Genomic DNA, 21,226 nt, shown 5'->3' with positions numbered 1-21,226 from the left:
ATGGCCGTCCCCTTCACAGTTTTTTGAAAACTCGTTGCAGTGCCCCGGGACGGAAGATCACCCCGCCCCGGTCACCGGGGAGAAAGTCACGAGACCGGGAATCGCCGCACTCAGGCCTTCTTACGGCCGATTCCAGCCATTCCCAACTGCTCCCCCGGGGAGAGGTTGTCCGGGTCAACCGGCTCGTCAGGACGCCACAGCGCGGTGTAGACGACGCCGGGCTCCACAAGTTCAAAGTCGCCGAACTGGCGTTCAATCTCCTCGGGGGTGCGCGCCCACCCTTCGCCGAGGTTCTCCCGAGTGATCCGAGCCAGTTTCTGCTGTGCGGGAAGCCCCGTGTCCACCAGGGAAGTCATGAAAAGGTAGCTGCCCGGTGCCAGTGCGTCCCGATAAGCGCCCACCACCCTGTCCACAACATCAGGGGAGAGATAGTGCAGCATGCCCACCAGCATGATTGCTGCTGGACGGCTGAAGTCGATCATGCGGCGCACATCGGGATGGTTGAGAATGTACTCCGGGTCGCGGACATCTGCGGTGAACACCGCGGTGTTGGGGTCTTTTGCCAGCAACGCCCGACCGTGGGTGAGCACCATCGGGTCGATGTCCACGTAGACCACGCGCGCATCAGGGTTGACCGACTGGGCAACTTCGTGCGTGTTCTGCACAGTGGGCAACCCGCTGCCCAAGTCCAGGAATTGGCTGATCCCTGCCTCACCGGCGAGGAACCTCACTCCGCGGACCAGGACCTTCCGGTTTTCGATAGCCGATTCTTTGAGCCCGGGAATGTGCTTACAGGCGTAGTCCGCCAAGGCCCGGTCGGCTTCGAAGTTGTCCTTGCCACCGAGTAGCGCATCGTAGGCGCGGGCTATCGTGGGCTTGGAGAAGTCGAGCCCTGGGGGCGGCCACACGGAGTCGTGCTGCTCGTCGCTCATCAGTGCGCTCCTCGTTCGGGGGATTCAAAAGGGAAAACACCGACATCGTAGTTCGCTTTTGTGCTCTGATGTCCCCGTGAGCGCTATTGATCCGACAGTGGATGTGGGGACGCGATTCCGTGGTGAAGAGCCTGGGGAGGCTTCTCACCACTAAGAAGCATTCCGGGAAGCTTCGTGGTTTTGTTCGTTTTGTCCTGGTTTATCAGGTTTTCGGGCTTCTCTGGCTGCCATTCATGGAGCGCAAGTGTCAGGACAGGCGGTTGGTGCGCACCCGCTGAGGATCACAGCCGTACTGCCCGCGACGAACGCTTTAAGGCATCAGCGTGTCAACCCGTCCACGGACAAGAGGCGCAAGGTCGGCCTCAAGGCACAGAGCCGTAGGACTGAACGAAGGACCAGGGGCGCACCGAGCTAGCTTCTCAACAGAGGCTTCCCTGAAAACCGTATGCCCACTGCACCTTGCCAGACACGTTCCTGGGCTTCGGGTTGGGGATCCTTCCGGGGTGGGAAAAGGCTAACCGCTACGTTCGGTTGGGGAAGTCGACGGGGAGCAATGGCGGCCACGGCAGGACGCCCGCCGACAAACACTTCCCAGACTGAGATGTTTGGGGTGTTTGTTGATCAAATTGATGTTTGTGGTGCTTTGTGTGTCAGATCTGTGCTGTCTTCGAAGGAAGACGAGGAAAGGTGATCGGATCCCTGAGTTGATCCACCGTGCCTAGAACAGCCCTCCCTGCAGGGGAGTAAGGACTTACCGTTAACACCTGCTGTCCAGCTTTCGGGGTTAGGGATCGACTGTCAAAAATTGTCGGAACGAAAGGACCGAAGCTCCGAGATCGCCACTTTGCTTGGGCTCTGTAGCAAGATTCGCCTGTATGGCCGGGCTCAAGGAGAATAGGCGTAAACAATGCGCTGGAATGGATCCCCCCGATGGACTCTTCTCCTGCTGGTGGTCGCGTGGCCTATGGCGACGAGTCTTATCTCGAAGCTGTATCCGGCGGCTACTACGTGTTAGCCAGTGTGACGTTCGATCCCTCTGTGGCCGAAGAAGCTCGCCAAGCGATGCGCGAGCTCCGCGGCAATCGTCGCACTGACAAGCTGCACTGGAACGAGATGGACCGAAAGCAAAGGGAGGCTGCAGCCTTTACAGTTGCCTCTCTTGAAGGCTTCCACGTTGTCGCAGTCGGCGCCCCTGTGCCCTTAAAACGTCAGGAGCGGGCTCGCGCTGCTTGTCTCACGAGGCTGGTGGACGAACTCTACGGCTACGAGGTGAGAACCCTGGTGCTGGAGTCGCGTGGCCGGACTCTCGACAAAAAAGACGAACGGGTGGTCAGGCCATTCCAAGCGCAGCACAACGATGACCGCTTCACGCTCCGGCACGAACCTGGCGGCAATGAGCCACTGCTATGGGCGGCTGACATCGTTGCCGGAGCAGTTCGCGCTAAACAGGACGGAGAGTCGAGGTACTGCGACATCCTCCACGACAATCTTTACGATGTCACAGTCTTCGTCCGCTAGGCATACTCGGCCCCAGAAACGCGCCGAGCCAGGCTCCCGGTCTGCCCCAGGCCACCTGGCTCCACGACTTCTGACCTCCCGTAGGGGCCAGCAAAACTCTTTCGCTAGCTGACGATAGTGGTTCTTACGAAGTTTCACAAGTAAATTTTTGGCACATTTAAGGTATTCATCGTTAATTTCTTGCAAGGTGTCCTGTCTGTTAGTGGGTTGTGCCCCCATCACATGGCCCCCATCACGTGAAGGCACTCTGGCTCGTCTCAGGGCCCTCTTCGGCTGGATGCCAGACATCGTGACGGGCCACCCAGTTCTCTACGGGCCGCTGTCAGCGAGCAGCGCACGGCCTGGATGAGGGCCTGTACCGGTCCGCCGAGGCCAGCCGAGGGGCATCGCTGAAAGTGGATCCCAACTCTGGGATGGACAACCGACGAGGCGGCCAGGCGCAGGGCTACCGACGGCACGTGACCGGGGCACTGCGACACCAAGTACCTGGGACAGTCACGGGCTGCTCCGTCCAGGAATTTTCACTCCGCCTGCTTGGTTCTTGCTGGTAGCAATCAGGCTCATCTCCTACAGTTGTGTTCATAACACCCAGCACCACCCCCCTCTGGCCACATCCAGTCCGAAAACCCGTTACTCTTAAGGAAGGCATGTGGCACCCTAGTGGGTGAGATGTCACGGGCCATTAGCTCAACTGGCAGAGCAGCGGACTTTTAATCCGCGGGTTCTGGGTTCGATCCCCAGGTGGCCCACCACAAAAGCCCCGGGTCGGATCCTGTCTAGACAGGATCCGACCCGGGGCTTCGTCGTGTGCGCCTAGTTCCGGCAGTCGGCTGGAGCCCTCGCCCCCGCATCGCCCAGGTCTCTGGGACGAAGGCTCTGCTCCACCAGTGGACGCCTCCGCTCCCCCGCGGCCACGGTTGAACGGAGACCGTGCCAGTAAAGCTGGTTACCGGCTCACTGAACGCCTCGTTCCCGTGTCCTGGGGAAGAACTGCCGTATCATCAGGTCCCTCAACAGCGAGGGAATGAAGACCTCAGTCCAGGAAACGGGTGCTATTTGCGCTGTTCAAACGGGAAGGCTGTCCTCTCCCGCGATGACAGGGCTGTGGTGCCGTGCGCCCTCGCGATGGAAGAAGCCGAGGCACAGCGAGGCGAACGCGGTCATGGCCACCCCTATCGCGGAGCCCACAGTGTTGACGAGTAGGTCACCGGTGTCTGCGGTACGGCCAGCAGCCATTGCCCACTGGACTGTCTCTATGGCCAGTGACAGCCCTGGTCCTGTGGTTAGGCGCGCCCACCAGGAGGAGAAAGCAGCGAAAGCCAAAATGCCGATGGGCACGAAGAGCAGGGCGTTGACGATCTTCTCCTCCACAATGAGGCCTGCTGACGGCTCGGTGCGGACAGGAGGTGGCGGGACAGCCTCAAGTTCCGCGCGTTTGTCGAGGTCCACGTCGTGGCCGTAGGCGTCGATCCATACGATGCGGCCGTCGGTAGTGGGATAACGGTAGTAGGCTGCGTCGCCTGGATCGACTTCCCGACGCGCCTGTTCCAATTCTTCAGGGGATAGTTCTCGTGCCCCGTAGTAAACGGTTTCTTCCGCGCTAGGTCCCAGTGCCAGGTAGGCGCCCTCTGAAGCAAGGGTTCTCTGGCGCAGTTCCTCATAGGCCGACAGCGGATTCCACGTTATGCCCCAACCGGTGGTGCCGACCTTGTCCCACCCCAGCAAGGGACCGCCCAGAATGAGCAGGTACACCGCTGCGGCCGTGCCCAGAAGCCATCGGGCTTCCCTTGGGAACAACCGCGGTGAGCGGCGGTTCCATCGAGCCACCACCACGGCGGATACTCCCAGAATGACCAGGGCGATACCGACCGTGATCGGGGTCACATAGAACAATACCTGCCACATGACGGGTTTCTTTCGTGAAACCTGGTTGCGTGCGTCCGGAGGTACCTGGACGCACGCAATCAGGAAAGTAAATCAGTTTCAGTTAAACCTTCTCAGGTCACATGCACGAGACCCTTTCAGTCGTGTAAGTCGTGCTTGACCCTGTGACTTGCATGAGACCGGAAATAGGAGGTCCGCCATAGGTGAAGTAGGAGCGGATACGGAATGTTGCTCCGGCCCTTCCTCCAGGAGGAACGTTCATGTAGGAGCTCCACTGATCGGATTCTCCAGACTGGCGGACACCAAACCTCGCAGTAATTGTGTTGCCGTAGTTCTTGAAGTAGTCCACGGAGGCAACCCTGCAGTCGATGGCGTCGACACGCAGAGTTCCGTTGCTCAGGTACCCATAGCCGATCGCCATCGGGGTGAACGTTCCAAGACCGTCAGTGTTGATGCCGTCTTCCCGCATGGCCTGTCGGACGTATTCCTCTACGCTTTCGACGTCCTTGCCCTCGCCGACTTCGAGGATCTCGTAGTCATCCGTGATAATAATTTCCTGCTCGAAGACGGTGTGATTGGACTCTTGAGCAGACGCAGGACTAGCAGTCAGAGCAATCAGGGAGACCGCTGCTACCACTGTTCCTGCGGCTTTGGCAACGAAGGATTTCTCAGAGATTCTTCTTGCCACCAGTGTTCCTATCCGTTTCTTTTTATATATGCAAAACAACTAAGAGGTGATCGCTGATTCGATGTCTCTAAGGAAACAGCCGATGTGTCGGATCAGCTCTCCTAAAAGAGGAAGGAAGTGCCGTTGGAAACCAGGATGGTACTTCCTGGCCAGAGGAGAGTATGGCAAGACAAGAAACGAAAATCCTTATTTTGACCACATTAGGTCTTTTGTTTGTTGTGAGGGCCCGGCAGGGTTGGCAGTTGGGGCTGGTCTTTGTCCAGCTCAGAAACCGAGCGCGGAGGTTCCCGCAACAGCTGCACGAGAGTTACCGCGTGAGAATCCGCCTCTGGTGAGCAACACGCCACAGCGGTATTCGTGGTATAAGGGTGCCCGTTCGCTTTCCACCGGGAGCTTTGAGGAGCAGCAGACGGATTTCTTATGTGAGAACACGGGGCAGGACTCTCATAAATCACGACTGGAAGCATGAAGAAGCGCACCAGGAGGACCCGATAAGGTGCGCTGTTTCCTTCCAGCGTTGACTGCACCCCGCTGGACCATCTGAGGAGACGATGGACCGGCTTCACATCTCCACTTACCTCCGCACTCCTCGGGGGCGCTTCATTGACGTCTTCTCCATGGAAGCCGAGCGGCAGCCGACCAAGGCCTACCTGGAGGGGGCGATTGAGCTGGTGCTCTCCGGGAAGGCGGTGCTCAACCAGAGCCTCTGGGACGATGTCGAGTTCCTTTGGTGGGGCCTGGTCGACATGGTGGTCGAGTTCCGCAAAACGGGAGAGGCGAGCATGGACTTTCCCGACCAGCCGCTCACCGCCACGCTGACCCGGCGGGAAAGAGAGTGGCTCAGGTTTGAGGTGCGGAACTGGCAGGGCGAGCTAGTAACCGCTTCCTCGGTCCAGGAAACGGCGCTATTTGCGCTGCTCAAGCGGGAGGGGCCGAAAACTTTGGCGCGGCTTGCGGAGTTGAATCCCGCTAACGCTGCGTCCCATGAGCGGGCGCTGGCCGCGCTGAGCAGGTGACCTGCCCAGTGTGGCTGTTCCAGCCTTTGGGGACATCGGGCAGCCCTGTGCCGGACAGGGGTTCGTGCTGCACGGTGGGAACAGCACTACGTCCTGCACTCAGTGGCGGGGAGGGGAGCCGTCACGCCGGTGAGCAGCGCAGCCGAGCAGCACTGTTGCGTCAACCAACGCGAGCGTGAGCCGGGTCGTAAGGAAAGCGCCCGCGGAGGACTGCTGCACAGCCAGGCCTTGCCCGAGTGGCCACGGCGGGTGCCCGCCCGTCTTGCCCGACCGTGCCGGAACGGCTTCAAGCGTGCCCGGGAACTCCACACGTCGCCGGGCGGGGAGCCCTTGGACAGGGGTGTGCCCCCGCCATTGTGTGGCGAGGGCACTTCGCACCACTGGTGGTGGCTGGGAGCTCCCGCCGCTGAGATGGGGCAGGGACGTGAGGGGCACCTCGAGCAGCGGGAGCGTGGGAGGGGAGGCCGCCCTGGAGGGGAGGAAACCCCAGGGCGACCTCACCGTGTGGCTGGTCAGTGGGAGACCGCTTTTTCCGCTCCGGCACCGGTGAGGGACCGGACCTCCATCTCGGCGTGCTTCTTGGCGTCGTGCTCGCTGGAGAGCATGGTGCCGAGCCAGCCGAGGAAGAAGGACAGCGGAATGGAGATGATGCCGGGGTTGGACAGCGGGAAGAACGCGAAGTCCAAGTCCGGGAACATCGCTTTCTCCGAACCGGACACGGCCGGGGAGAACACGATCAGCGTGATCGTGGTGATCAGACCGCCGTAGATGCTCCACAGCGCGCCCTGGGTGTTGAACCGCTTCCAGAACAGCGTGTAGAGGATCGTCGGCAGGTTCGCCGAGGCGGCCACAGCGAAGGCCAGCGCGACGAGGAACGCCACGTTCTGCTCCTTGGCGAAGATACCGCCGACGATGGCCACCGCACCGATCACCAGGGAGGTGATTCGGGCCACGCGGACCTCGCTGCCGGGGGCGGTCTTGCCCTTCTTGATCACGTTGGAGTAGATGTCGTGGGCGAACGAGGCCGACGCGGTGATGGTGAGGCCCGCGACCACAGCGAGGATGGTGGCGAAGGCGACTGCGGCGATGAAGCCGAGCAGGACCGGGCCGCCCAGGGCCAGGGCGAGCAGCGGGGCCGCCGAGTTCACGCCGCCGGGGGCCGAGGAAATGTCCTCAGCACCCACCATGGCGCCGGCCGCGTAGCCGAGCACCAGGGTGAACAGGTAGAACAGGCCGATCAGGCCGATGGCCCACACCACCGAGCGGCGAGCTTCCTTGGCGGTGGGGACCGTGTAGAACCGCATCAGCACGTGGGGCAGGCCGGCGGTGCCGAGCACGAGCGCGAGTCCCAGCGACAGGAAGTCGAGCTTGGTGAGCGCGTTGATACCGTACTGGGCGCCGGGGGCGAGCAGCGCTTCACCCTTGCCGCCTTCCATGGACACGGCGTCGGCGAGCACGGCCGAGAAGTTGAAGCCGTACATGCCGAGGACCCACAGGGTCATGCCGCCGGCACCGGCGATGAGCAGGGCGGCTTTGATGATCTGGACCCAGGTGGTGCCGCGCATGCCGCCGATGAGCACGTAGAGGATCATTACAACGCCGACGGTGGCGATGATGGCGTTCTGCGCGGCTTCACCTTCGATACCGAGCAGCAGGTTGACGAGGCCGCCCGCTCCGGCCATTTGGGCCAGCAGGTAGAAGAAGGACACCGCCAGGGTGGAGAGGGCTGCGGCGGCGCGGATGGGCCGCTGCCGCATGCGGAAGGCCAGCACGTCGCCCATGGTGAATTTGGCGGTGTTCCGCATCAGTTCGGCGACGAGCAGCAGCGCTACGAGCCAGGCGACGAGGAATCCGATCGAGTACAGGAATCCGTCGTAGCCGTTGACGGCGATGGCACCGCAGATGCCGAGGAAGGACGCGGCGGACAGGTAGTCGCCGGCGATCGCGAGGCCGTTTTGAGCGCCGCTGAAGGACCGGCCGGCCGCGTAGTAGTCGGCCGCGGTTTTGGAGTTGCGGCTCGCCCGGAACACGATCACCAGGGTGACCAGGACGAACGCGACGAAGACGCTGAAGTTGAGTGCGGGGTTGACGGAGTCGAGGACGTGCGCAAGGTGCATGTCGGTCACTTGTCCTCACCTTCGATGTCGTGGCGGATCTTGTCCGCGATGGGGTCGAGGCGGTTGCCGGCGTAGCGCACGTACAGGCCGGTGATGATGAAGGTCGACACGAACTGGAGCAGGCCGAAGACGAGGCCGACGTTGATGTTGCCGACGAGCTTGATCGCCATGAAGTCGGAGGCGTAGGCGGCGACCAGTACGTAGAGCAGGTACCAGGAGATGAAGAAGGCGGTCATGGGGAACACGAAGACGCGCAGGCGGCGCCGCAGTTCCCCGAATTCAGGGCTTGCCTGTACCGACTCCCAGGCGGGTTCTGTGCCCTGGTGGGTGAGCTTTCCGGACTCGGTTTGGGTCACGGTGGGACCTCCCCAGCAATCGGGATGTGCGGGAGAACACATGTGGCTTGCGCCACAGTAAGTGGGCTGGGGTGGGAGCGATAAGACCCGCAAGATCGAATGACGAGTGTTGCGACGAGTGTTGCGACCAGCGGTCGATGAACGGCATATGAGCGTTCGAGGACCGTCGACCGGGGTGGAGGGCGGCCGAGGGCAGGCGTGGGGCAGGCCGAAAGTCCTCTGGAGGGGTGCGGCCTCCGGTGCTAGGCGGAGGAACGCTTGCCGGCTAGCGGCCTAGCGGGGTGTCGCGGGGCGGTTCGTCCAGGTGGAGGCGGAGCATCGCGGTGCGCGACCACGGGGGAGCTTGGCCGCGCAGGGAGACCACCACCATGGTGGCGAAGGCGAGCGGCACGGTCCACGGCGCGGGCTGGGTGATGAGGATCGCCTGCCAGCCTGCGAGCGGGGGGCCGAACAGGGCCACTGCGATCGCACCTAGGGTACTGAACAGGCCGACGAGGACGCCGCTGACGGCTCCCGCTTTCGTCAACCGCGGCCACCAGATCCCCAGGACGAGCAGGGGGCAGAACGTGGACGCGGCCACGGTAAACCCCCAGGTGACGAGCATGCCCGCGGCGAGAGGTGCGGCGGGGAGCGCGAGGAGCACCATGACGGCTGCGGCGAGCAGCACGGTGATCCGCAGGCGGCGCAGTCCGCCGGGCAGCAGGTCGTAGGAGATCGCCCCGGAGATGACGAGCAGCAAGCCCACCGAGGTGGCGAGGAACGCGGCGAACGCGCCCACCGACAGGAGGGTGGTCATGAGGGTGCCTACCCAGTCGTCGGAGACGCGGGACGGGAGGGCGACGACTACGGTGTCGGTGACTCCGGACAGGTAGAGCTCGGGCACGAGTACGCGGCCGAGCGCCCCGTAGATGCCGGGGAACAGGTAGAAGATGCCGAGCAGTGCCACGGTGAACGCGGCGGTGCGGCGCGCGGAGCGTCCGTCAGGGCTGGTGTGGAATCGCATGAGCACGTGCGGGAGGCCCATGGTGCCGAGGGCGGTGGCGGTGAGCACGGCGAGGGTGGCGAGCAGCGGGTGCCCGTAGTCGCTCAGGTTGAGCAGGGGCCGGTGCCATTGTTCGCCGCCGGGGATGCCGCCGCCGTTCACGGTGGGCACGGGGGTGTCTTTGGGGAAGACGAGGGTCTGGTTGGCGTCGACGCGTACTTCACCGGGGCCGAGCACGGTTTCGGTGCCGTCGGGGGTGCGCACGGTGACCGGTTCGGGGAAGGTGAGGGTGGCGTCCACCTGGAATTCGACCGCGGTGTCTTTGGGGAAGTGGGTGAATTCCACGGGGTGGACGGCTTCGTGGCGGACGTGGGGGCCGACGATGACGAGCAGCCACAGCGCGGGGACGATGAACAGCAGGAGCTTGACGAGGAACTGGAAGGCTTGCACGTAGGTGGCGGCGCGCATGCCGCCGAGGGCGAGGGTGGCGCTGACGACGACGCCTGCGATGACGACCCCCACCCAGTAGGGCAGGTCGCTGACCACGCTGAGCACGAGTCCGGCGGTGCGGAGCTGCGGCACGAGGTAGAGGGCGCCGATGACGAGCACGACGACTGCGCTGAGGCGGCGCAGGCCGGGGGAGGCGAGTCGTGCTTCGGCGAAGTCGGGCACGGTGAGCGCGCCGGAGCGGCGCATGGGTGCGGCGACGAGGATGAGCATTGCGATGTATCCGGCGGTGAATCCGACGGGATACCACAGCGCACCCACCCCGTCGCGGACGACGAGCCCGGCGACGCCGAGGAAGGAGGCCGCGGACAGGTATTCCCCGGAGACTGCGGCGGAGTTGAGCAGCGGGGAGACGCGGCGGGACGCTACGAGGAAGTCGGAGGTGGTGCGCATGGCAGCCACCCCGTGCAGTCCGATCAGTAGCGTGACCACCATGACGGTGGCCACCGCGACGAGTGTGGCCATCAGCGCCGCTCGATCCGTTCTGCTTGACGCAACTGCCAGAAGGACAGTGCGGTCAGGGCCGGGTAGGGCAGGACCGCCAGCATCAGCCAGGACACGGGGATGGTCCACAGACGGATGGTGTCGAGGGCTGGCCAGGCGGCGAGGACGAGGGGCAGGCCGACGAGGGTGACGACGCCCAGGATGAGGGCGAGGAGTCCTTGGCGGCGTTGGGCGAGGTAGAGGGCGGCCGCACGTTCCGCGTCGTCGGCGTCGAGGCGGGGGACCCGCCACCGGCCGCGGGCTCTGCCGCGCAGGTGGGCGAGCCGGGTTTGCGGGCTGGTGACTGCTACGCGTTTGGGTCGGTGAGGCATCACGCCCCCCGGGTGGGGTCGTCGAACATGCCGGTTTGGGCTGCGTGCAGTAGTTGTTCACGCAGTTCACGGGCGTGGCGGCGGCTGACGGGGACGTCGCCGAGGTCGGTGTGGGCGAGCAGGCCGCCGCTGGAGTCGCTGCGTAGTTCGCGGATGGCGCTCAACGCGACCAGGTAGCCGCGGTGGACGCGCAGGAAGCCGGAATCTGCCCAGTATTCCTCGAGCCGGGAGATCGGCATGCGCACCAGGTGGACGCCTTCCGGGGTGTGGAGGCGCACGTAGTCGCCGTTGGCTTCGACGAATCGGACGTCGCTGCGGCGCACGTACCGGGTGCGGCCTGCGGTTTCGACGGGGAGGACCGCCATCGCGTCGGGGCGGCGCACCCGGTGCGGGGTGACGGGGGCGGTGCCGGCGGACAGCATGCGGACGACTTTGGTCAACGCCATGGCGAGCCGTTCGGCGCGGACGGGTTTGAGCAGGTAGTCGACGGCGCCGATGCCGTAGGCGGTGACAGCGTGTTCTTCGTGCGCGGTGACGAACACGATGACGGGAGGGTCGCTGAGTTTGGACAGGAGGTTGGCGAGTTCGACCCCGTCGAGTCCCGGCATGGAGATGTCCAGGAAGACCGCGTCGAACCGGTCCGCTTGGATGTTGCGGAGTGCGCTGATCGGGTCGTCGGCGGCGACCACCTCACCGACCTCGGGTGCCGCGCGGAGCAGGCGGCACAGTTCGGTCAGTGCTAGGGGAACGTCGTCGACCGCAAGTACGCGTAGGCCGCGGGGGGAAGGCAGCATCACGGCATCACTCCTGGCTGGAATCGGGGGACGCGGACAATCACGCGGGTGCCTGCGTCCACTGCGGTCTCTACGACAAGCCCGTACCAGGGACCGTAGACGTGACGGAGTCGACGGTCTACGTTGGCGAGTCCTACGCTGTCGGATCCGCCCCGGCCCGCGAGGATTTCCCGGGCGCGTTCAGGGTCCATGCCTACGCCGTCGTCTTCGATGCTGATGACGCAGTCGTTCCCTTCGGCTTCCCCGGTGACTTGGATGAGTCCGGCGCCGGCCCGGGGTTCGATGCCGTGGCGTACGGCGTTTTCGACGAGCGGCTGCAGGACCAGGTAGGGGATGGCCACGCCGAGGACTTCGGGGGCGACGCGGACTTGGACGCGCAGCCGGTCGCCGAGGACGGCTCGTTGCAGGGCCAGGTAGGTCTCGATGGCGTGGAATTCGTCGGAGACGGTGGTGTAGTCGCCGCGTCGGGCCAGGCTGTAGCGGGTGTAGTCGGCGAAGTCGAGCATGAGTTCGCTGGCCTGGTCCGGGTCGGATCGCATGAGGGAGGCGATCACGGTGAGCGCGTTGTAGACGAAGTGCGGGGAGATTTCGGCGCGGAGGGCGCGGAGTTCCGCTTGTTCGGCGCGGTCCGCGGAGGCTTCGAGGCGGCCGCGTTCCACGGCGTCGGCGACCCAGGAGGCGGCTTCGCGGAGGGCGGAGCGGCGGATGGGGCCTGCGACGACGAGGACGCCGGCGACGCCGTCGCCAGCGTAGATGGGGGTGGCGGTGAGGGGCGGGAGGTCTTTCGCGGTTTCGCCGCGCAGCACGTGGTCGACGAGGGTGGCGACCGCGTCGGAGTCGGGGGAGTGTCCTGACCACACGAGGTTTCCGGACAGGTCGGCGAGGCCGAGGCCGGGGGTGTTGAGGAGCCGCCGTAGACGCCGTGCGGCGCGTCGCGCCCCGGGGCCGGAAAGCCCGTCTTTCAGGTCGTTCATGATGGCGCGGGCGACGCGCAGCGTGGGGAGGAGATCGTGGCGTGGGCGGGGCCGCCATAGCCTGGATGGTTTGCGGCGAGGCGGTGTATCGGTCGGGTGGTGGGACGGCCTCAACATGGATGGGACTGACCACTCCCGTGAGGTTGGATACGTGAAGGTAAATACTAGTTTGTGACCTGCCGCACGTGGAGCCCTCAGCGACCGTTCGTCTCATTTCCGAGGCATTCCGTCGCGAGAAGCCGACACTTCGCCGCTTTAACGGTTTCCTATGGCACAGCTCACGTTCTACGGTTGGGTGGCAGTAGCGGGAATCACACCTGTCAGGAGTTGACATGGGCGACGAAGTGCTGGCGAACCTGATGCAGCAGAGCCAGGTCTTCCCTCCCGACGAAGCGTTCGTGGCACAGGCTAACGCCACCGCGGACCTCTACGGTGAAGCGGAAGCTGACCGGGAGGCGTTTTGGGAGAAGCAGGCCGAGCGGCTGCACTGGGAGACCAGGTGGAACCAGGTGTTGGACTGGTCCAATGCACCGTTCGCCAAGTGGTTTGTGGGTGGCAGGCTCAACGTCGCCTACAACTGTGTGGACCGGCATGTAGAGAACGGTTACGGCGATCAAGTCGCCATCCACTGGGTGGGTGAGCCCGGAGACACCCGCGACATCACCTACGCCCAGTTGAAGGACGAGGTGTGCAAGGCCGCCAACGCGCTGTCTTCTTTGGGGCTGAAGCCGGGCGACCGGGTCGCTATCCAGATGCCTATGATCCCCGAGGCGATCGTGTCCATGCTGGCCTGTGCCCGCCTGGGCCTGGTGCACAGCGTGGTCTTCGGGGGTTTTTCGCCTTCCGCGCTGCGTTCCCGGGTGGAGGACGCTGACGCCAAGGTGGTCATCACTACTGACGGCCAGTACCGGCGCGGCAAGGCCCTGCCGATGAAGGCCAACGTGGACGAAGGCATCGAGGGGATCGACGCGGTCCAGAACGTCATCGTGGTCCGCCGCACCGGCATGGACGTTCCGTGGACCGAGGGCCGCGACCTGTGGTGGCACGACCTGGTCGACTCCCAGTCGGCCGAGCACACCCCTGAGGCGTTCGACTCCGAACACCCCCTGTTCATCCTCTACACGTCGGGCACCACGGGGAAGCCGAAGGGCATCCTGCACACCACTGGCGGTTATCTGACCCAGGCGGCGTACACCCACCACGTGGTGTTCGACCACAAGCCGGGCAAGGACGTCTACTGGTGCACCGCCGACATCGGCTGGATCACCGGGCACAGCTACATCGTTTATGGGCCGCTCGCGAACCGCGCCACCCAGGTCGTCTACGAAGGCACCCCGAACACCCCGCACGAGGGGCGCCACTGGGAGATCGTGCAGGAGTACAAGGTCACGATCTACTACACGGCTCCCACGCTGATCCGCACGTTCATGAAGTGGGGGGAGGAGATCCCCGCCCGCTACGACCTGTCGTCGCTGCGGCTGCTGGGCAGTGTAGGCGAGCCGATCAACCCCGAGGCGTGGCTGTGGTACCGCAAGCACATCGGCGGTGACAAGACCCCGATCGTTGACACCTGGTGGCAGACCGAGACCGGCGCGATCATGATTTCGCCGCTGCCTGGCGCGTTGAGCCTCAAGCCGGGGTCGGCGCTGCGGGCGCTGCCGGGGGTGAGCGCGAAGGTGGTCGACGAGAAGGGCAACGAGGTTTCGCACGGTTCGGGCGGCTACCTGGTGCTGGACAAGCCGTGGCCGTCGATGCTCCGCGGGATCTGGGGCGACGAGAAGCGCTACCGCGAAACCTACTGGGCGCGGTTCGCGGACAAGGGCTTCTACTTCGCCGGGGACGGCGCCAAGTACGACGACGACGGCGACATTTGGCTGCTGGGCCGGGTCGACGATGTCATGAACGTCTCCGGGCACCGGATTTCCACCACTGAGGTGGAGTCGGCTCTGGTGGCGCACCCGACGGTGGCGGAGGCCGCTGTGGTGGGTGCGTCCGACCCGACGACGGGCCAGGCGATCGTGGCGTTTGTGATCCCGCGCGCCGGGGTGGCCCAGGACGAGGCGAGCGGCGAGGAGGCCATCAAGACGCTGCGGGAGCACGTGGCGAAGGAGATCGGTCCGATCGCTAAGCCGCGGCAGATCATCGTGGTGCCGGAGCTCCCCAAGACCCGCTCCGGCAAGATCATGCGCCGCCTGCTGCGTGACGTGGCGGAGAACCGGGAGATCGGTGACGTGACCACGCTCGCCGACTCGTCGGTGATGGACCTCATCGCGAAGGGGCTGCGCAGCGGCAAAGACGACTGATCTGCACTGACTGTTCTCGTGGGGCGTGCCGAGCAGGGGCCGGCGCGCCCCACGACTTGTCTCTGCTTTTTGCCGCGGAGCGCAGCAGAGGCGGGGCGCGACCGGTGCTGTGGTCCAGGGTGCGGCTTGTCCTGTCCGTGGGCGGGGGCTGTCTGTCCTCCGGGCTTTGGCCTGCCGGGGTTTCAGGGAGAGGTCAGGGAGAGACCAGGGAATTTCCCCATGGGATAACAGGCTTGGGGCGGGCAGTCTGAAGATATGAGCGAGTACACGACGAAGAAGACCCTGCGACGGAGTAAGAGCAACCGGATACTCACCGGCGTGTGCGGCGGTATCGGTGAGTTCCTCAACGTGGACGCCAACCTCATCCGGCTGGCTTTCGCTGTTTTCACCCTGCTGGGCGGCAGCGGCGTGTTGCTGTACCTCATCGCCTGGCTGGTGATCCCGGAGGAGGACGCGGGCGCTTCCGTGCTGGAGCACATCATCCGCACGTTCCAGGGCAAGGAATCCAAGCTGTGAAGTGGACGCTACGCGCACTGTCCGGGCGGGCCGCTCCGCTGCCCCGGGATTTCTTCTCCCGGAAGGGGGAGGCAGCGGAGACGGCCTCGGACCGGCAGTCGGAACGGGATGTGCGGGACACGCGCGCGGAGCGCCCGCAGGAACGCCGGTGAGCTAGTCGGCGCCGTGCATCATGTCCACGGCGCCGGCAGACAGTCGGGACCAGGGGAAGGCCAGCGCGACTGCGCCGAGTGTGCCGATCAGTCCGGCGAGGGTGACGACGAGGTGGGTTCCGACGTGTTCCACGAGGAAGCTCGCCACTGCGATGCCGATGCCTTGGGCTACTTGGAGGCCGGCGGCGACGAGCCCGAACGCCACCCCGCGTCCGGTGGAGGGCGCACACAGCACGAATGTGGCGTTCGCCACGAACTGGTAGGAAGCCGCCATCCCGGAGACGACGAGAAGCAGCACCATCGCCCACAGCGGTGGTTTGAGGATCCACACGGTCAACGGGAGCGAGGCGAGGATCGCTAGGAGCCCCAGCAGGTGGGTGCGCAGCGGCGGGGGGACGAGCCGGGTGAGCGGGAAACCGCCGATGATCGCGCCGATCGCCGGGGACGCCATGATCATTCCCGCGGTTGCGGGGCCGCCCCCGATTTCTGCGGCCATGGGGGTGGCCACGCCGTAGGGGACGATGTAGCAGCCGGCAAGCCAGGCGAGGAGCGCCAGGGTGCGCAGCCTCGGGTCGGTGAAGACCAGACGGGGGCCTTGCCGGGTGATCTGCCAGAGGGTGGGGCGTTCCGCGTCCTGGGGTTCGGGTGCGGGCCGCGGCCGCACGCCGAGCGTGACGATGGTCGCGGACAGCAGGAAGGTGAGCCCGTTGCAGAACACGGTGGGGCGCACGTCGAGCAGGGAGATGACGAGCCCGCCCACGGCAAGCCCGACCAGGGAGCCTACCTGGGATGTGATGTTGATGAGGGTGGATCCGGCGACGAAACGCTCCCCTTGGGTGATCTGCGTGAGGAGCGCAGCGCGGGCCGCGCCGAAGGGGATGGTCGGCATCACCGAGCAGAACAGCAGCAGCCAGATGACGGGGAGCGGCAGCCCGGGAATGCTCATGGCGATGACCAGGACGGCGCGCACGACGTCGCTGACGATCATGACGCGACGGCGGGGGAACAGATCGGCGAGCCCGGACAGGAGGGGGCCTGCCACGAGCGGCGGCAGGAAGGTCAACGCCAGGGTGAGCCCGGTGACCAGGGCGGAGTCGGTGCGCTGGTAGACGAGGACGGCGACCGCGATGTTCAGCAGGTAGTTGCTGGTCATGGAGAGGGCGTGGGAGAGCCACAGGGCGCGGAATTCGCCGTTGCGGAGCACGTCGCGGTAGCCGCTGCGCCAGTCGGTGCGGGGAGGTTCTGGGGCCGCGGGGGGATCGGCGTGGGTGGGCGTGTCAATGGTGGGCAACTGTTCGTGGCGCCCGTCGCTCTGTCGTGGAATGCCGTGGCTGAAGCCGCCTGACCGCGGATTGTGCACTCTTGATTGCCCCCACGTTCAATCACTTTGCGTCGTTGCCTGTTGACATAGCGTCTCTAGAGGGGGCGAGATTGGCAAGCGGTTTGGGGGAATCGCCGGTTCTTGTTTGCGGGCGTCCGCTGCCGGGGTAGGGAGCGTGCGGCGGGGCAGTCCAGTGCCAGGTCAGGTCCAGCCGAGTTCGTGGAGGCGCTCGTCGTCGATTCCGAAGTGGTGGGCGATTTCGTGGATCACGGTGATGCGGACTTCTTCGACGACGTCTTCTTCGGTTTCGCAGATCGCGAGGATTTCCCGCCAGTAGATGAAGATCTGGTCTGGCAGCACTCCGCCGTAGCTGTCGCCCCGTTCGGTGAGCGGCACTCCTTCGTACAGGCCAAGCAGCCCGGGTTCCGGGGGGTCTTCGGCCAGGGTGATGACCACGTTGTCCATGTACGCGGTCAGTTCGGGTGGAATGGAGTCGAGGGCGTCGGCGACGAGCTCTTCGAAGCGGCGGCGGGAGGTTTCGATCACGTCTCGTATTGTGCGCCACGAGGGTAAGGGGAGCGAAAGAGCCCGGGGCAGCGACGTCCGGGAGCACTGGTGACCTGGGGAGGCGACGCTGTGGAGTGGCGAGCGGTCCTGGCCCGGATAGGGCTGGCCTTCCATCCGCGGACGTGGCGCAGGGCTGCGGGGTGGCTGCGGCACCGCCACGCGGTCCGTGTGTGGCGCGTCGGGGCGGTGGTGGCCGCAGGGATCGCCGGGGGATGGGCCGGGCTGGCAGTGGGCGGTCAGGTGCTGACTCCGATCGGCCCTGCCGACGTCGTCTTGGCGGTGGGCCCGTCGTGGCGCGGGGAGACTGTGATCAATATCGCCCCGTTGGGCAAGCTGGCGTTCGACACGCATGCTGCGCCGCTGCGGTTTGAGGCGACGATCGCGGAGATCCGGTTGACCGCGGCCGAGGAGATGGTGCAGAACCCGGAGTCGATCCACCGGCTCGGCGCGAGCATTGTCGCGGACGTGAAGCAGGGCGCGGTCATGTTGGCGTGGCGGGCCGTGCTGGCCTCGGTGGGTACGGCGGCCCTGGTGTGCCTGCTGCTGTTCCGTAGTTGGGTGCGGGCCCTGGTGGGCGCGCTCACCGCCTTGGTGATGCTCGCCACCGCTGGCAGTGTGACGTATTTCACTTTCAATCCGGGGGCGATTGCGGAGCCCCGCTACACCGGTCTGCTCGCCGGCGCCCCCCAGGTGGTGGGCAGCGTGGAGGACGTGATCAACCACTTCTCCGAATACCAGGCGCAGTTGGCTGGCCTGGTGGGCAACGTCTCCCAGCTGTACCAGGTCACTTCGACCCTGCCCGTCTACGAGGAGGACGCCGCTACGATCCGGGTGCTGCACGTGTCGGACCTGCACCTCAACCCGGCCGCGTGGGAGGTCATCAACTCGCTGGTGGAACAGTTCCAGGTGGCCGTGGTGGTGGACTCCGGGGACATCAGCGACCGGGGCAGCGCCGCCGAGGACGTGTTCATGGACCAGATCGCGGACCTGGACGTGCCCTACGTGTGGGTGCGCGGCAACCACGATTCGATGGGCACCCAGCGCGCGGTCGCCGCCCAGCCCAACGCGATCGTGCTCGACGACGACATTGTCGAAGTGGCAGGGCTGCGGTTCTACGGGGCGGGAGACCCCCGGTTCACCGCAGACAAGGCGTTGGACAATCCCACGGACGCAGAGGTCGCCGCGATCGGCGCCCGTCAGGCGCGCAGTATTGCGGACGCGGATCCTCCGGTGGACGTGGCGGTGCTGCACGACCCGCTGCAAGGGGAGGCGTTCAGCGGGGTGGTGCCGCTCGTACTGTGCGGGCACGGCCATGAACGCTGGACCGAGATACGGGAGAGCGGGACCCGGATTTTCGCGCAGGGGTCCACGGGCGGCGCCGGGCTGCGTGGGCTGGAGCACGACGAGCCCACCCCGTACCAGGCGTCGGTGCTGTATTTCGACGCGGAGACCAAGCGGTTGCAGGCGTGGGACGACATCACGCTGGGCGGGCTGGGACTGACGTCGGTGCAGATCGAACGGCACATCGAAAGCGACCCAGACCGGGAGATCACCCCGGTGGAGACGGTTGCGCCGTCGCTGGACACGACCCCGCCTACGCTTCTCCCGCCGGAATCGCCTAACCTAGAGTTGTCTCCTCCCGCTTCCGCGGTACCACGGTGACGTGTTGGGGAAACACTTTGGCACTTGGTCCCAATGTCCCCTATGCTTAAGCCGTCCCCGACGGAAGGACGGGGGAAATGACGACTCGGTCGTCGTCGAGGCCCCCATCGTCTAGTGGCCTAGGACGCCGCCCTTTCAAGGCGGTAACGCGGGTTCGAATCCCGTTGGGGGTACTGGTGGTCTGAAACACTGCCAGAGTCTGGCAGAATAAAGACCGCGCGGAGGACGCGACGAACCTGATAGAATCAGGCAAGAAGCGGACAAAGCAAAAACAAAAAATAATTAAATATCGGGGTCCTGTGGAGCAGTTTGGAGTGCTCGCCACCCTGTCAAGGTGGAGGCCGCGGGTTCAAATCCCGTCAGGACCGCTCACTTCGCAGTACAGTATGTGGCTGGGGCCAGGTAGCTCAGTTGGCAGAGCGTCCGCCTGAAAAGTGGAAGGTCGGCGGTTCGATTCCGCCCCTGGCCACTCACTGCATCGGAGAAAAGCCCGGAACTTTTGTCCCGGGCTTTTTGGTAGTTGTGCCACCGTATTTTTCTTTTGGCGGTTTTTAGCGGACGCGCCGTCGGCTTCACCACGACGGTAGAAATCCGGTTCTGCTCTGCCACGGCAGGTTTCAGCGGACACGGTGCGACAGGATTCCGTGAAGGGCTGACAGAGCCGTGCCGCCGTCCATCCCCAGGGCGCACGAAGCGCGCCGCAGGGCGGCAGGAAATTCTCCGACTGGGGACTCTCTCGACGCCGCCCTAGCGGGTGCGCTTGGTGGCCCTCCAGCCGAGCAGCGCCCCCACGAGAGCGCCGACAGCGAATCCGAGGAGGATGCTGAGGACGACACCCATCGCGGAGCCGCCGCTGAAGAGAAGTCCGAGCGACAGCACGCAGGCCGCGCCGGCAGCGACCCCCAGGATCACGGCAAGGGTCTGTGTGTTTTTGAGTTTCTGGTTGACCATGGTTGGCCTCCGCGGAGAAAGGATTCTCTGCTTTGACGGAGACGGTGGGCCACTGGTTCTTGCTGTGCAGCCCGAATCTCCGCAAACCGCGGGGCGACAAGGCCGCGCTCGGCGGCCGGAAGCCACGACGAGGGCAGGGCACGAGGCCCCGGCGCGCTCTTTCCTCGCTGAGAGGGCGGCTTACCCGCCTAGGGAAAGGCGTCGCGTGGGGAAGGCAGGGCCTCCGCCGCAGGGAACAGGAGACGGGGTGCGCCCGAGGGGAAGGTGCGACCAGGGCGCACCGGGAGGACACGCGCGGGTCGCTGCGACGCTGGGATGGGGGTCCTGCACGGGTGACGTGGTGGGGAACGTCAATCAGTCTTGACGGGTCCGCTTGGCGTCTCTCCGGTCGAGGAGGAGCCCCACAATGAAGCCGATGAGGCATCCGAGAGGAATCGTGATGAGGGTTCCTGCTCCGAAGTAGTCGCCGAGGAACAGCAGCCCGACAGGAAGACTGAAAGCGCCGCCGATCGCAGCCCCTAAGCCCAGGCCTAGAGCCCATTTGTTGCGGGTTTTCTCAGCCATGACGAGCCTCCACGGGTTCTGACCGTTTCTTGCACCGTGGTTTATTGCCGTGAGAAGCGGCGCACAACCGGTTCCTTCCCTTCGTTCTTGCCGACATGAACATCAGCAAAGGACCGGACCAGAACCCTCAGGGCAGGAACCGCGCCAAGGGCGGGCGTGGAGGCTTCCCCGCGCTCGCCTGCCGGGAGTGACATGGGGCACGAGGCATCGAACCGCGGGAGGCACACGCAGCCCTGGTTTCCCCGGTGAACGAGCGGGTCTCACGTGTCGGTGCGGCGTCTGCCGTACAGCAGGCCGACAAGGAGCCCGGCCGCGGAGCCGACGACGAAGCCGATACCGATACCCAGCGGGATCGCATCGAACACCAGGCCGACCACGCTGCCGAGCGCAATCCCCATACCGGCTCCGATGCCTAGGCCGAGTGGAATCGATTGTCGCAACTCCATCGTGTTTCTCCCTCCCGCAGCCCCTCCCCCTACCCCTCCGATGCCCGGGTATCGCGGAGAGTTCAGGCTCAACCGCGGAAAGCGGTGGAGAGGGATGTCACGTCTCTCAGGAAGGCGAGTGTCACCCGGTGGTGGCGGTCTGGACGTGGCGCAGGCGGGCT

Annotated in this window: 19 protein-coding genes and 4 tRNA genes; 9 read left to right on the top strand and 14 right to left on the bottom strand. The window is 65.0% G+C overall.

Features of this window, described 5'->3' with window-relative positions; translation table 11 throughout:
- Window positions 1-110: 110 nt before the first annotated feature.
- A complete protein-coding gene (locus tag TFU_RS14275) occupies window positions 111-932 on the bottom strand; it encodes an SAM-dependent methyltransferase (RefSeq protein ID WP_011293290.1) in 822 nt (273 codons plus the stop codon).
- A gap of 930 nt (window positions 933-1,862) precedes the next feature.
- On the opposite strand from TFU_RS14275, the gene TFU_RS14270 reads away from it, so the two are divergent.
- Window positions 1,863-2,450 carry a hypothetical protein gene (locus TFU_RS14270; protein WP_011293289.1) on the top strand — a complete coding sequence of 196 codons (588 nt, stop codon included), beginning with the start codon at window positions 1,863-1,865 and terminating at the stop codon, window positions 2,448-2,450.
- Between the two features lie 676 nt (window positions 2,451-3,126).
- Window positions 3,127-3,202, top strand: a tRNA-Lys gene (locus TFU_RS14265).
- A gap of 313 nt (window positions 3,203-3,515) precedes the next feature.
- On the opposite strand, the gene TFU_RS14260 is transcribed toward TFU_RS14265, so the two are convergent.
- Window positions 3,516-4,355: a VanZ family protein gene (locus TFU_RS14260; protein ID WP_041428156.1), complete on the bottom strand. Its 840-nt coding sequence runs from the start codon at window positions 4,353-4,355 to the stop codon at window positions 3,516-3,518.
- Window positions 4,356-4,452: 97 nt separating this feature from the next.
- On the bottom strand, window positions 4,453-5,022 hold the full coding sequence (locus TFU_RS14255) for a hypothetical protein (RefSeq protein WP_011293287.1): 570 nt from the start codon (window positions 5,020-5,022) through the stop codon (window positions 4,453-4,455).
- Window positions 5,023-5,573: 551 nt separating this feature from the next.
- On the opposite strand from TFU_RS14255, the gene TFU_RS14250 reads away from it, so the two are divergent.
- Window positions 5,574-6,038: a hypothetical protein gene (locus tag TFU_RS14250; RefSeq protein WP_011293286.1), complete on the top strand. Its 465-nt coding sequence runs from the start codon at window positions 5,574-5,576 to the stop codon at window positions 6,036-6,038.
- Window positions 6,039-6,550: 512 nt separating this feature from the next.
- Here the strand turns inward: TFU_RS14250 and TFU_RS14245 are convergent.
- The 6 genes from TFU_RS14245 to TFU_RS14220 all read right to left on the bottom strand — a co-directional run bounded on the left by TFU_RS14245 (window position 6,551) and on the right by TFU_RS14220 (window position 12,583).
- The gene (locus TFU_RS14245; protein ID WP_173668113.1) at window positions 6,551-8,155 is read right to left on the bottom strand and encodes a solute symporter family protein; all 1,605 of its coding nucleotides are present in this window, start codon (window positions 8,153-8,155) and stop codon (window positions 6,551-6,553) included.
- 5 nt (window positions 8,156-8,160) lie between these two features.
- A complete protein-coding gene (locus TFU_RS14240; RefSeq protein WP_011293284.1) occupies window positions 8,161-8,511 on the bottom strand; it encodes a DUF485 domain-containing protein in 351 nt (116 codons plus the stop codon).
- A 265-nt stretch (window positions 8,512-8,776) separates the two neighbouring features.
- Window positions 8,777-10,465 carry a cation acetate symporter gene (locus TFU_RS14235; RefSeq protein WP_011293283.1) on the bottom strand — a complete coding sequence of 563 codons (1,689 nt, stop codon included), beginning with the start codon at window positions 10,463-10,465 and terminating at the stop codon, window positions 8,777-8,779.
- Window positions 10,465-10,815, bottom strand: coding sequence for a hypothetical protein (locus TFU_RS14230; protein ID WP_011293282.1), 351 nt, complete (start codon window positions 10,813-10,815; stop codon window positions 10,465-10,467). Before TFU_RS14230 ends, TFU_RS14235 begins: the two co-directional genes overlap by 1 nt.
- Complete coding sequence (locus TFU_RS14225; protein ID WP_011293281.1) at window positions 10,815-11,609, bottom strand: LytR/AlgR family response regulator transcription factor; 795 nt, start codon at window positions 11,607-11,609, stop codon at window positions 10,815-10,817. The genes TFU_RS14230 and TFU_RS14225 overlap by 1 nt, the downstream gene beginning before the upstream one ends.
- On the bottom strand, window positions 11,609-12,583 hold the full coding sequence (locus TFU_RS14220; RefSeq protein WP_227480940.1) for a sensor histidine kinase: 975 nt from the start codon (window positions 12,581-12,583) through the stop codon (window positions 11,609-11,611). Before TFU_RS14220 ends, TFU_RS14225 begins: the two co-directional genes overlap by 1 nt.
- A gap of 332 nt (window positions 12,584-12,915) precedes the next feature.
- Here TFU_RS14220 and acs point away from each other — a divergent pair, with 332 nt between their 5' ends.
- Window positions 12,916-14,886, top strand: coding sequence for an acetate--CoA ligase (gene acs / locus TFU_RS14215; RefSeq protein WP_011293279.1), 1,971 nt, complete (start codon window positions 12,916-12,918; stop codon window positions 14,884-14,886).
- Between the two features lie 255 nt (window positions 14,887-15,141).
- Window positions 15,142-15,402: a PspC domain-containing protein gene (locus TFU_RS14210; protein WP_011293278.1), complete on the top strand. Its 261-nt coding sequence runs from the start codon at window positions 15,142-15,144 to the stop codon at window positions 15,400-15,402.
- A gap of 153 nt (window positions 15,403-15,555) precedes the next feature.
- On the opposite strand, the gene TFU_RS14205 is transcribed toward TFU_RS14210, so the two are convergent.
- Both TFU_RS14205 and TFU_RS14200 read right to left on the bottom strand, forming a co-directional pair.
- The gene (locus TFU_RS14205) at window positions 15,556-16,914 is read right to left on the bottom strand and encodes an MFS transporter (protein WP_011293277.1); all 1,359 of its coding nucleotides are present in this window, start codon (window positions 16,912-16,914) and stop codon (window positions 15,556-15,558) included.
- A gap of 162 nt (window positions 16,915-17,076) precedes the next feature.
- Window positions 17,077-17,421 carry a metallopeptidase family protein gene (locus TFU_RS14200; RefSeq protein ID WP_011293276.1) on the bottom strand — a complete coding sequence of 115 codons (345 nt, stop codon included), beginning with the start codon at window positions 17,419-17,421 and terminating at the stop codon, window positions 17,077-17,079.
- Window positions 17,422-17,490: 69 nt separating this feature from the next.
- On the opposite strand from TFU_RS14200, the gene TFU_RS14195 reads away from it, so the two are divergent.
- From TFU_RS14195 to TFU_RS14180, 4 genes are all read left to right on the top strand, one after another.
- A complete protein-coding gene (locus tag TFU_RS14195) occupies window positions 17,491-19,104 on the top strand; it encodes a metallophosphoesterase family protein (RefSeq protein WP_011293275.1) in 1,614 nt (537 codons plus the stop codon).
- A gap of 100 nt (window positions 19,105-19,204) precedes the next feature.
- A tRNA-Glu gene (locus tag TFU_RS14190) sits at window positions 19,205-19,277 on the top strand.
- A 120-nt stretch (window positions 19,278-19,397) separates the two neighbouring features.
- Window positions 19,398-19,472: transfer RNA gene (locus TFU_RS14185), tRNA-Asp, on the top strand.
- Window positions 19,473-19,500: 28 nt separating this feature from the next.
- A tRNA-Phe gene (locus TFU_RS14180) sits at window positions 19,501-19,573 on the top strand.
- A gap of 278 nt (window positions 19,574-19,851) precedes the next feature.
- On the opposite strand, the gene TFU_RS14175 is transcribed toward TFU_RS14180, so the two are convergent.
- The 3 genes from TFU_RS14175 to TFU_RS14165 form a co-directional block, all read right to left on the bottom strand.
- On the bottom strand, window positions 19,852-20,055 hold the full coding sequence (locus TFU_RS14175; RefSeq protein WP_016189342.1) for a hypothetical protein: 204 nt from the start codon (window positions 20,053-20,055) through the stop codon (window positions 19,852-19,854).
- A 354-nt stretch (window positions 20,056-20,409) separates the two neighbouring features.
- Window positions 20,410-20,619, bottom strand: a complete 210-nt coding sequence (locus TFU_RS14170; protein ID WP_011293273.1) for a hypothetical protein — start codon at window positions 20,617-20,619, stop codon at window positions 20,410-20,412.
- Window positions 20,620-20,879: 260 nt separating this feature from the next.
- Window positions 20,880-21,065, bottom strand: coding sequence for a hypothetical protein (locus tag TFU_RS14165; RefSeq protein ID WP_011293272.1), 186 nt, complete (start codon window positions 21,063-21,065; stop codon window positions 20,880-20,882).
- Window positions 21,066-21,226: the final 161 nt, after the last annotated feature.

Source organism: Thermobifida fusca YX (genome assembly GCF_000012405.1).
GTDB classification, from domain to species: domain Bacteria; phylum Actinomycetota; class Actinomycetes; order Streptosporangiales; family Streptosporangiaceae; genus Thermobifida; species Thermobifida fusca.
This window is presented reverse-complemented; position numbering and strand designations above follow the sequence as displayed.

What these genes read in the sequence shown, in the direction of transcription:
- TFU_RS14275 (WP_011293290.1), bottom strand. Translation starts at nt 932, where the DNA reads ATGAGCGACGAGCAGCACGACTCCGTGTGGCCGCCCCCAGGGCTCGAC.
- TFU_RS14270 (WP_011293289.1), top strand. Translation starts at nt 1,863, where the DNA reads ATGGACTCTTCTCCTGCTGGTGGTCGCGTGGCCTATGGCGACGAGTCT.
- TFU_RS14260 (WP_041428156.1), bottom strand. Translation starts at nt 4,355, where the DNA reads ATGTGGCAGGTATTGTTCTATGTGACCCCGATCACGGTCGGTATCGCC.
- TFU_RS14250 (WP_011293286.1), top strand. Translation starts at nt 5,574, where the DNA reads ATGGACCGGCTTCACATCTCCACTTACCTCCGCACTCCTCGGGGGCGC.
- TFU_RS14245 (WP_173668113.1), bottom strand. Translation starts at nt 8,155, where the DNA reads ATGCACCTTGCGCACGTCCTCGACTCCGTCAACCCCGCACTCAACTTC.
- TFU_RS14235 (WP_011293283.1), bottom strand. Translation starts at nt 10,465, where the DNA reads ATGGCCACACTCGTCGCGGTGGCCACCGTCATGGTGGTCACGCTACTG.
- TFU_RS14230 (WP_011293282.1), bottom strand. Translation starts at nt 10,815, where the DNA reads ATGCCTCACCGACCCAAACGCGTAGCAGTCACCAGCCCGCAAACCCGG.
- TFU_RS14225 (WP_011293281.1), bottom strand. Translation starts at nt 11,609, where the DNA reads ATGCTGCCTTCCCCCCGCGGCCTACGCGTACTTGCGGTCGACGACGTT.
- TFU_RS14220 (WP_227480940.1), bottom strand. Translation starts at nt 12,583, where the DNA reads ATGAACGACCTGAAAGACGGGCTTTCCGGCCCCGGGGCGCGACGCGCC.
- acs (WP_011293279.1), top strand. Translation starts at nt 12,916, where the DNA reads ATGGGCGACGAAGTGCTGGCGAACCTGATGCAGCAGAGCCAGGTCTTC.
- TFU_RS14210 (WP_011293278.1), top strand. Translation starts at nt 15,142, where the DNA reads ATGAGCGAGTACACGACGAAGAAGACCCTGCGACGGAGTAAGAGCAAC.
- TFU_RS14175 (WP_016189342.1), bottom strand. Translation starts at nt 20,055, where the DNA reads ATGGTCAACCAGAAACTCAAAAACACACAGACCCTTGCCGTGATCCTG.
- TFU_RS14170 (WP_011293273.1), bottom strand. Translation starts at nt 20,619, where the DNA reads ATGGCTGAGAAAACCCGCAACAAATGGGCTCTAGGCCTGGGCTTAGGG.
- TFU_RS14165 (WP_011293272.1), bottom strand. Translation starts at nt 21,065, where the DNA reads ATGGAGTTGCGACAATCGATTCCACTCGGCCTAGGCATCGGAGCCGGT.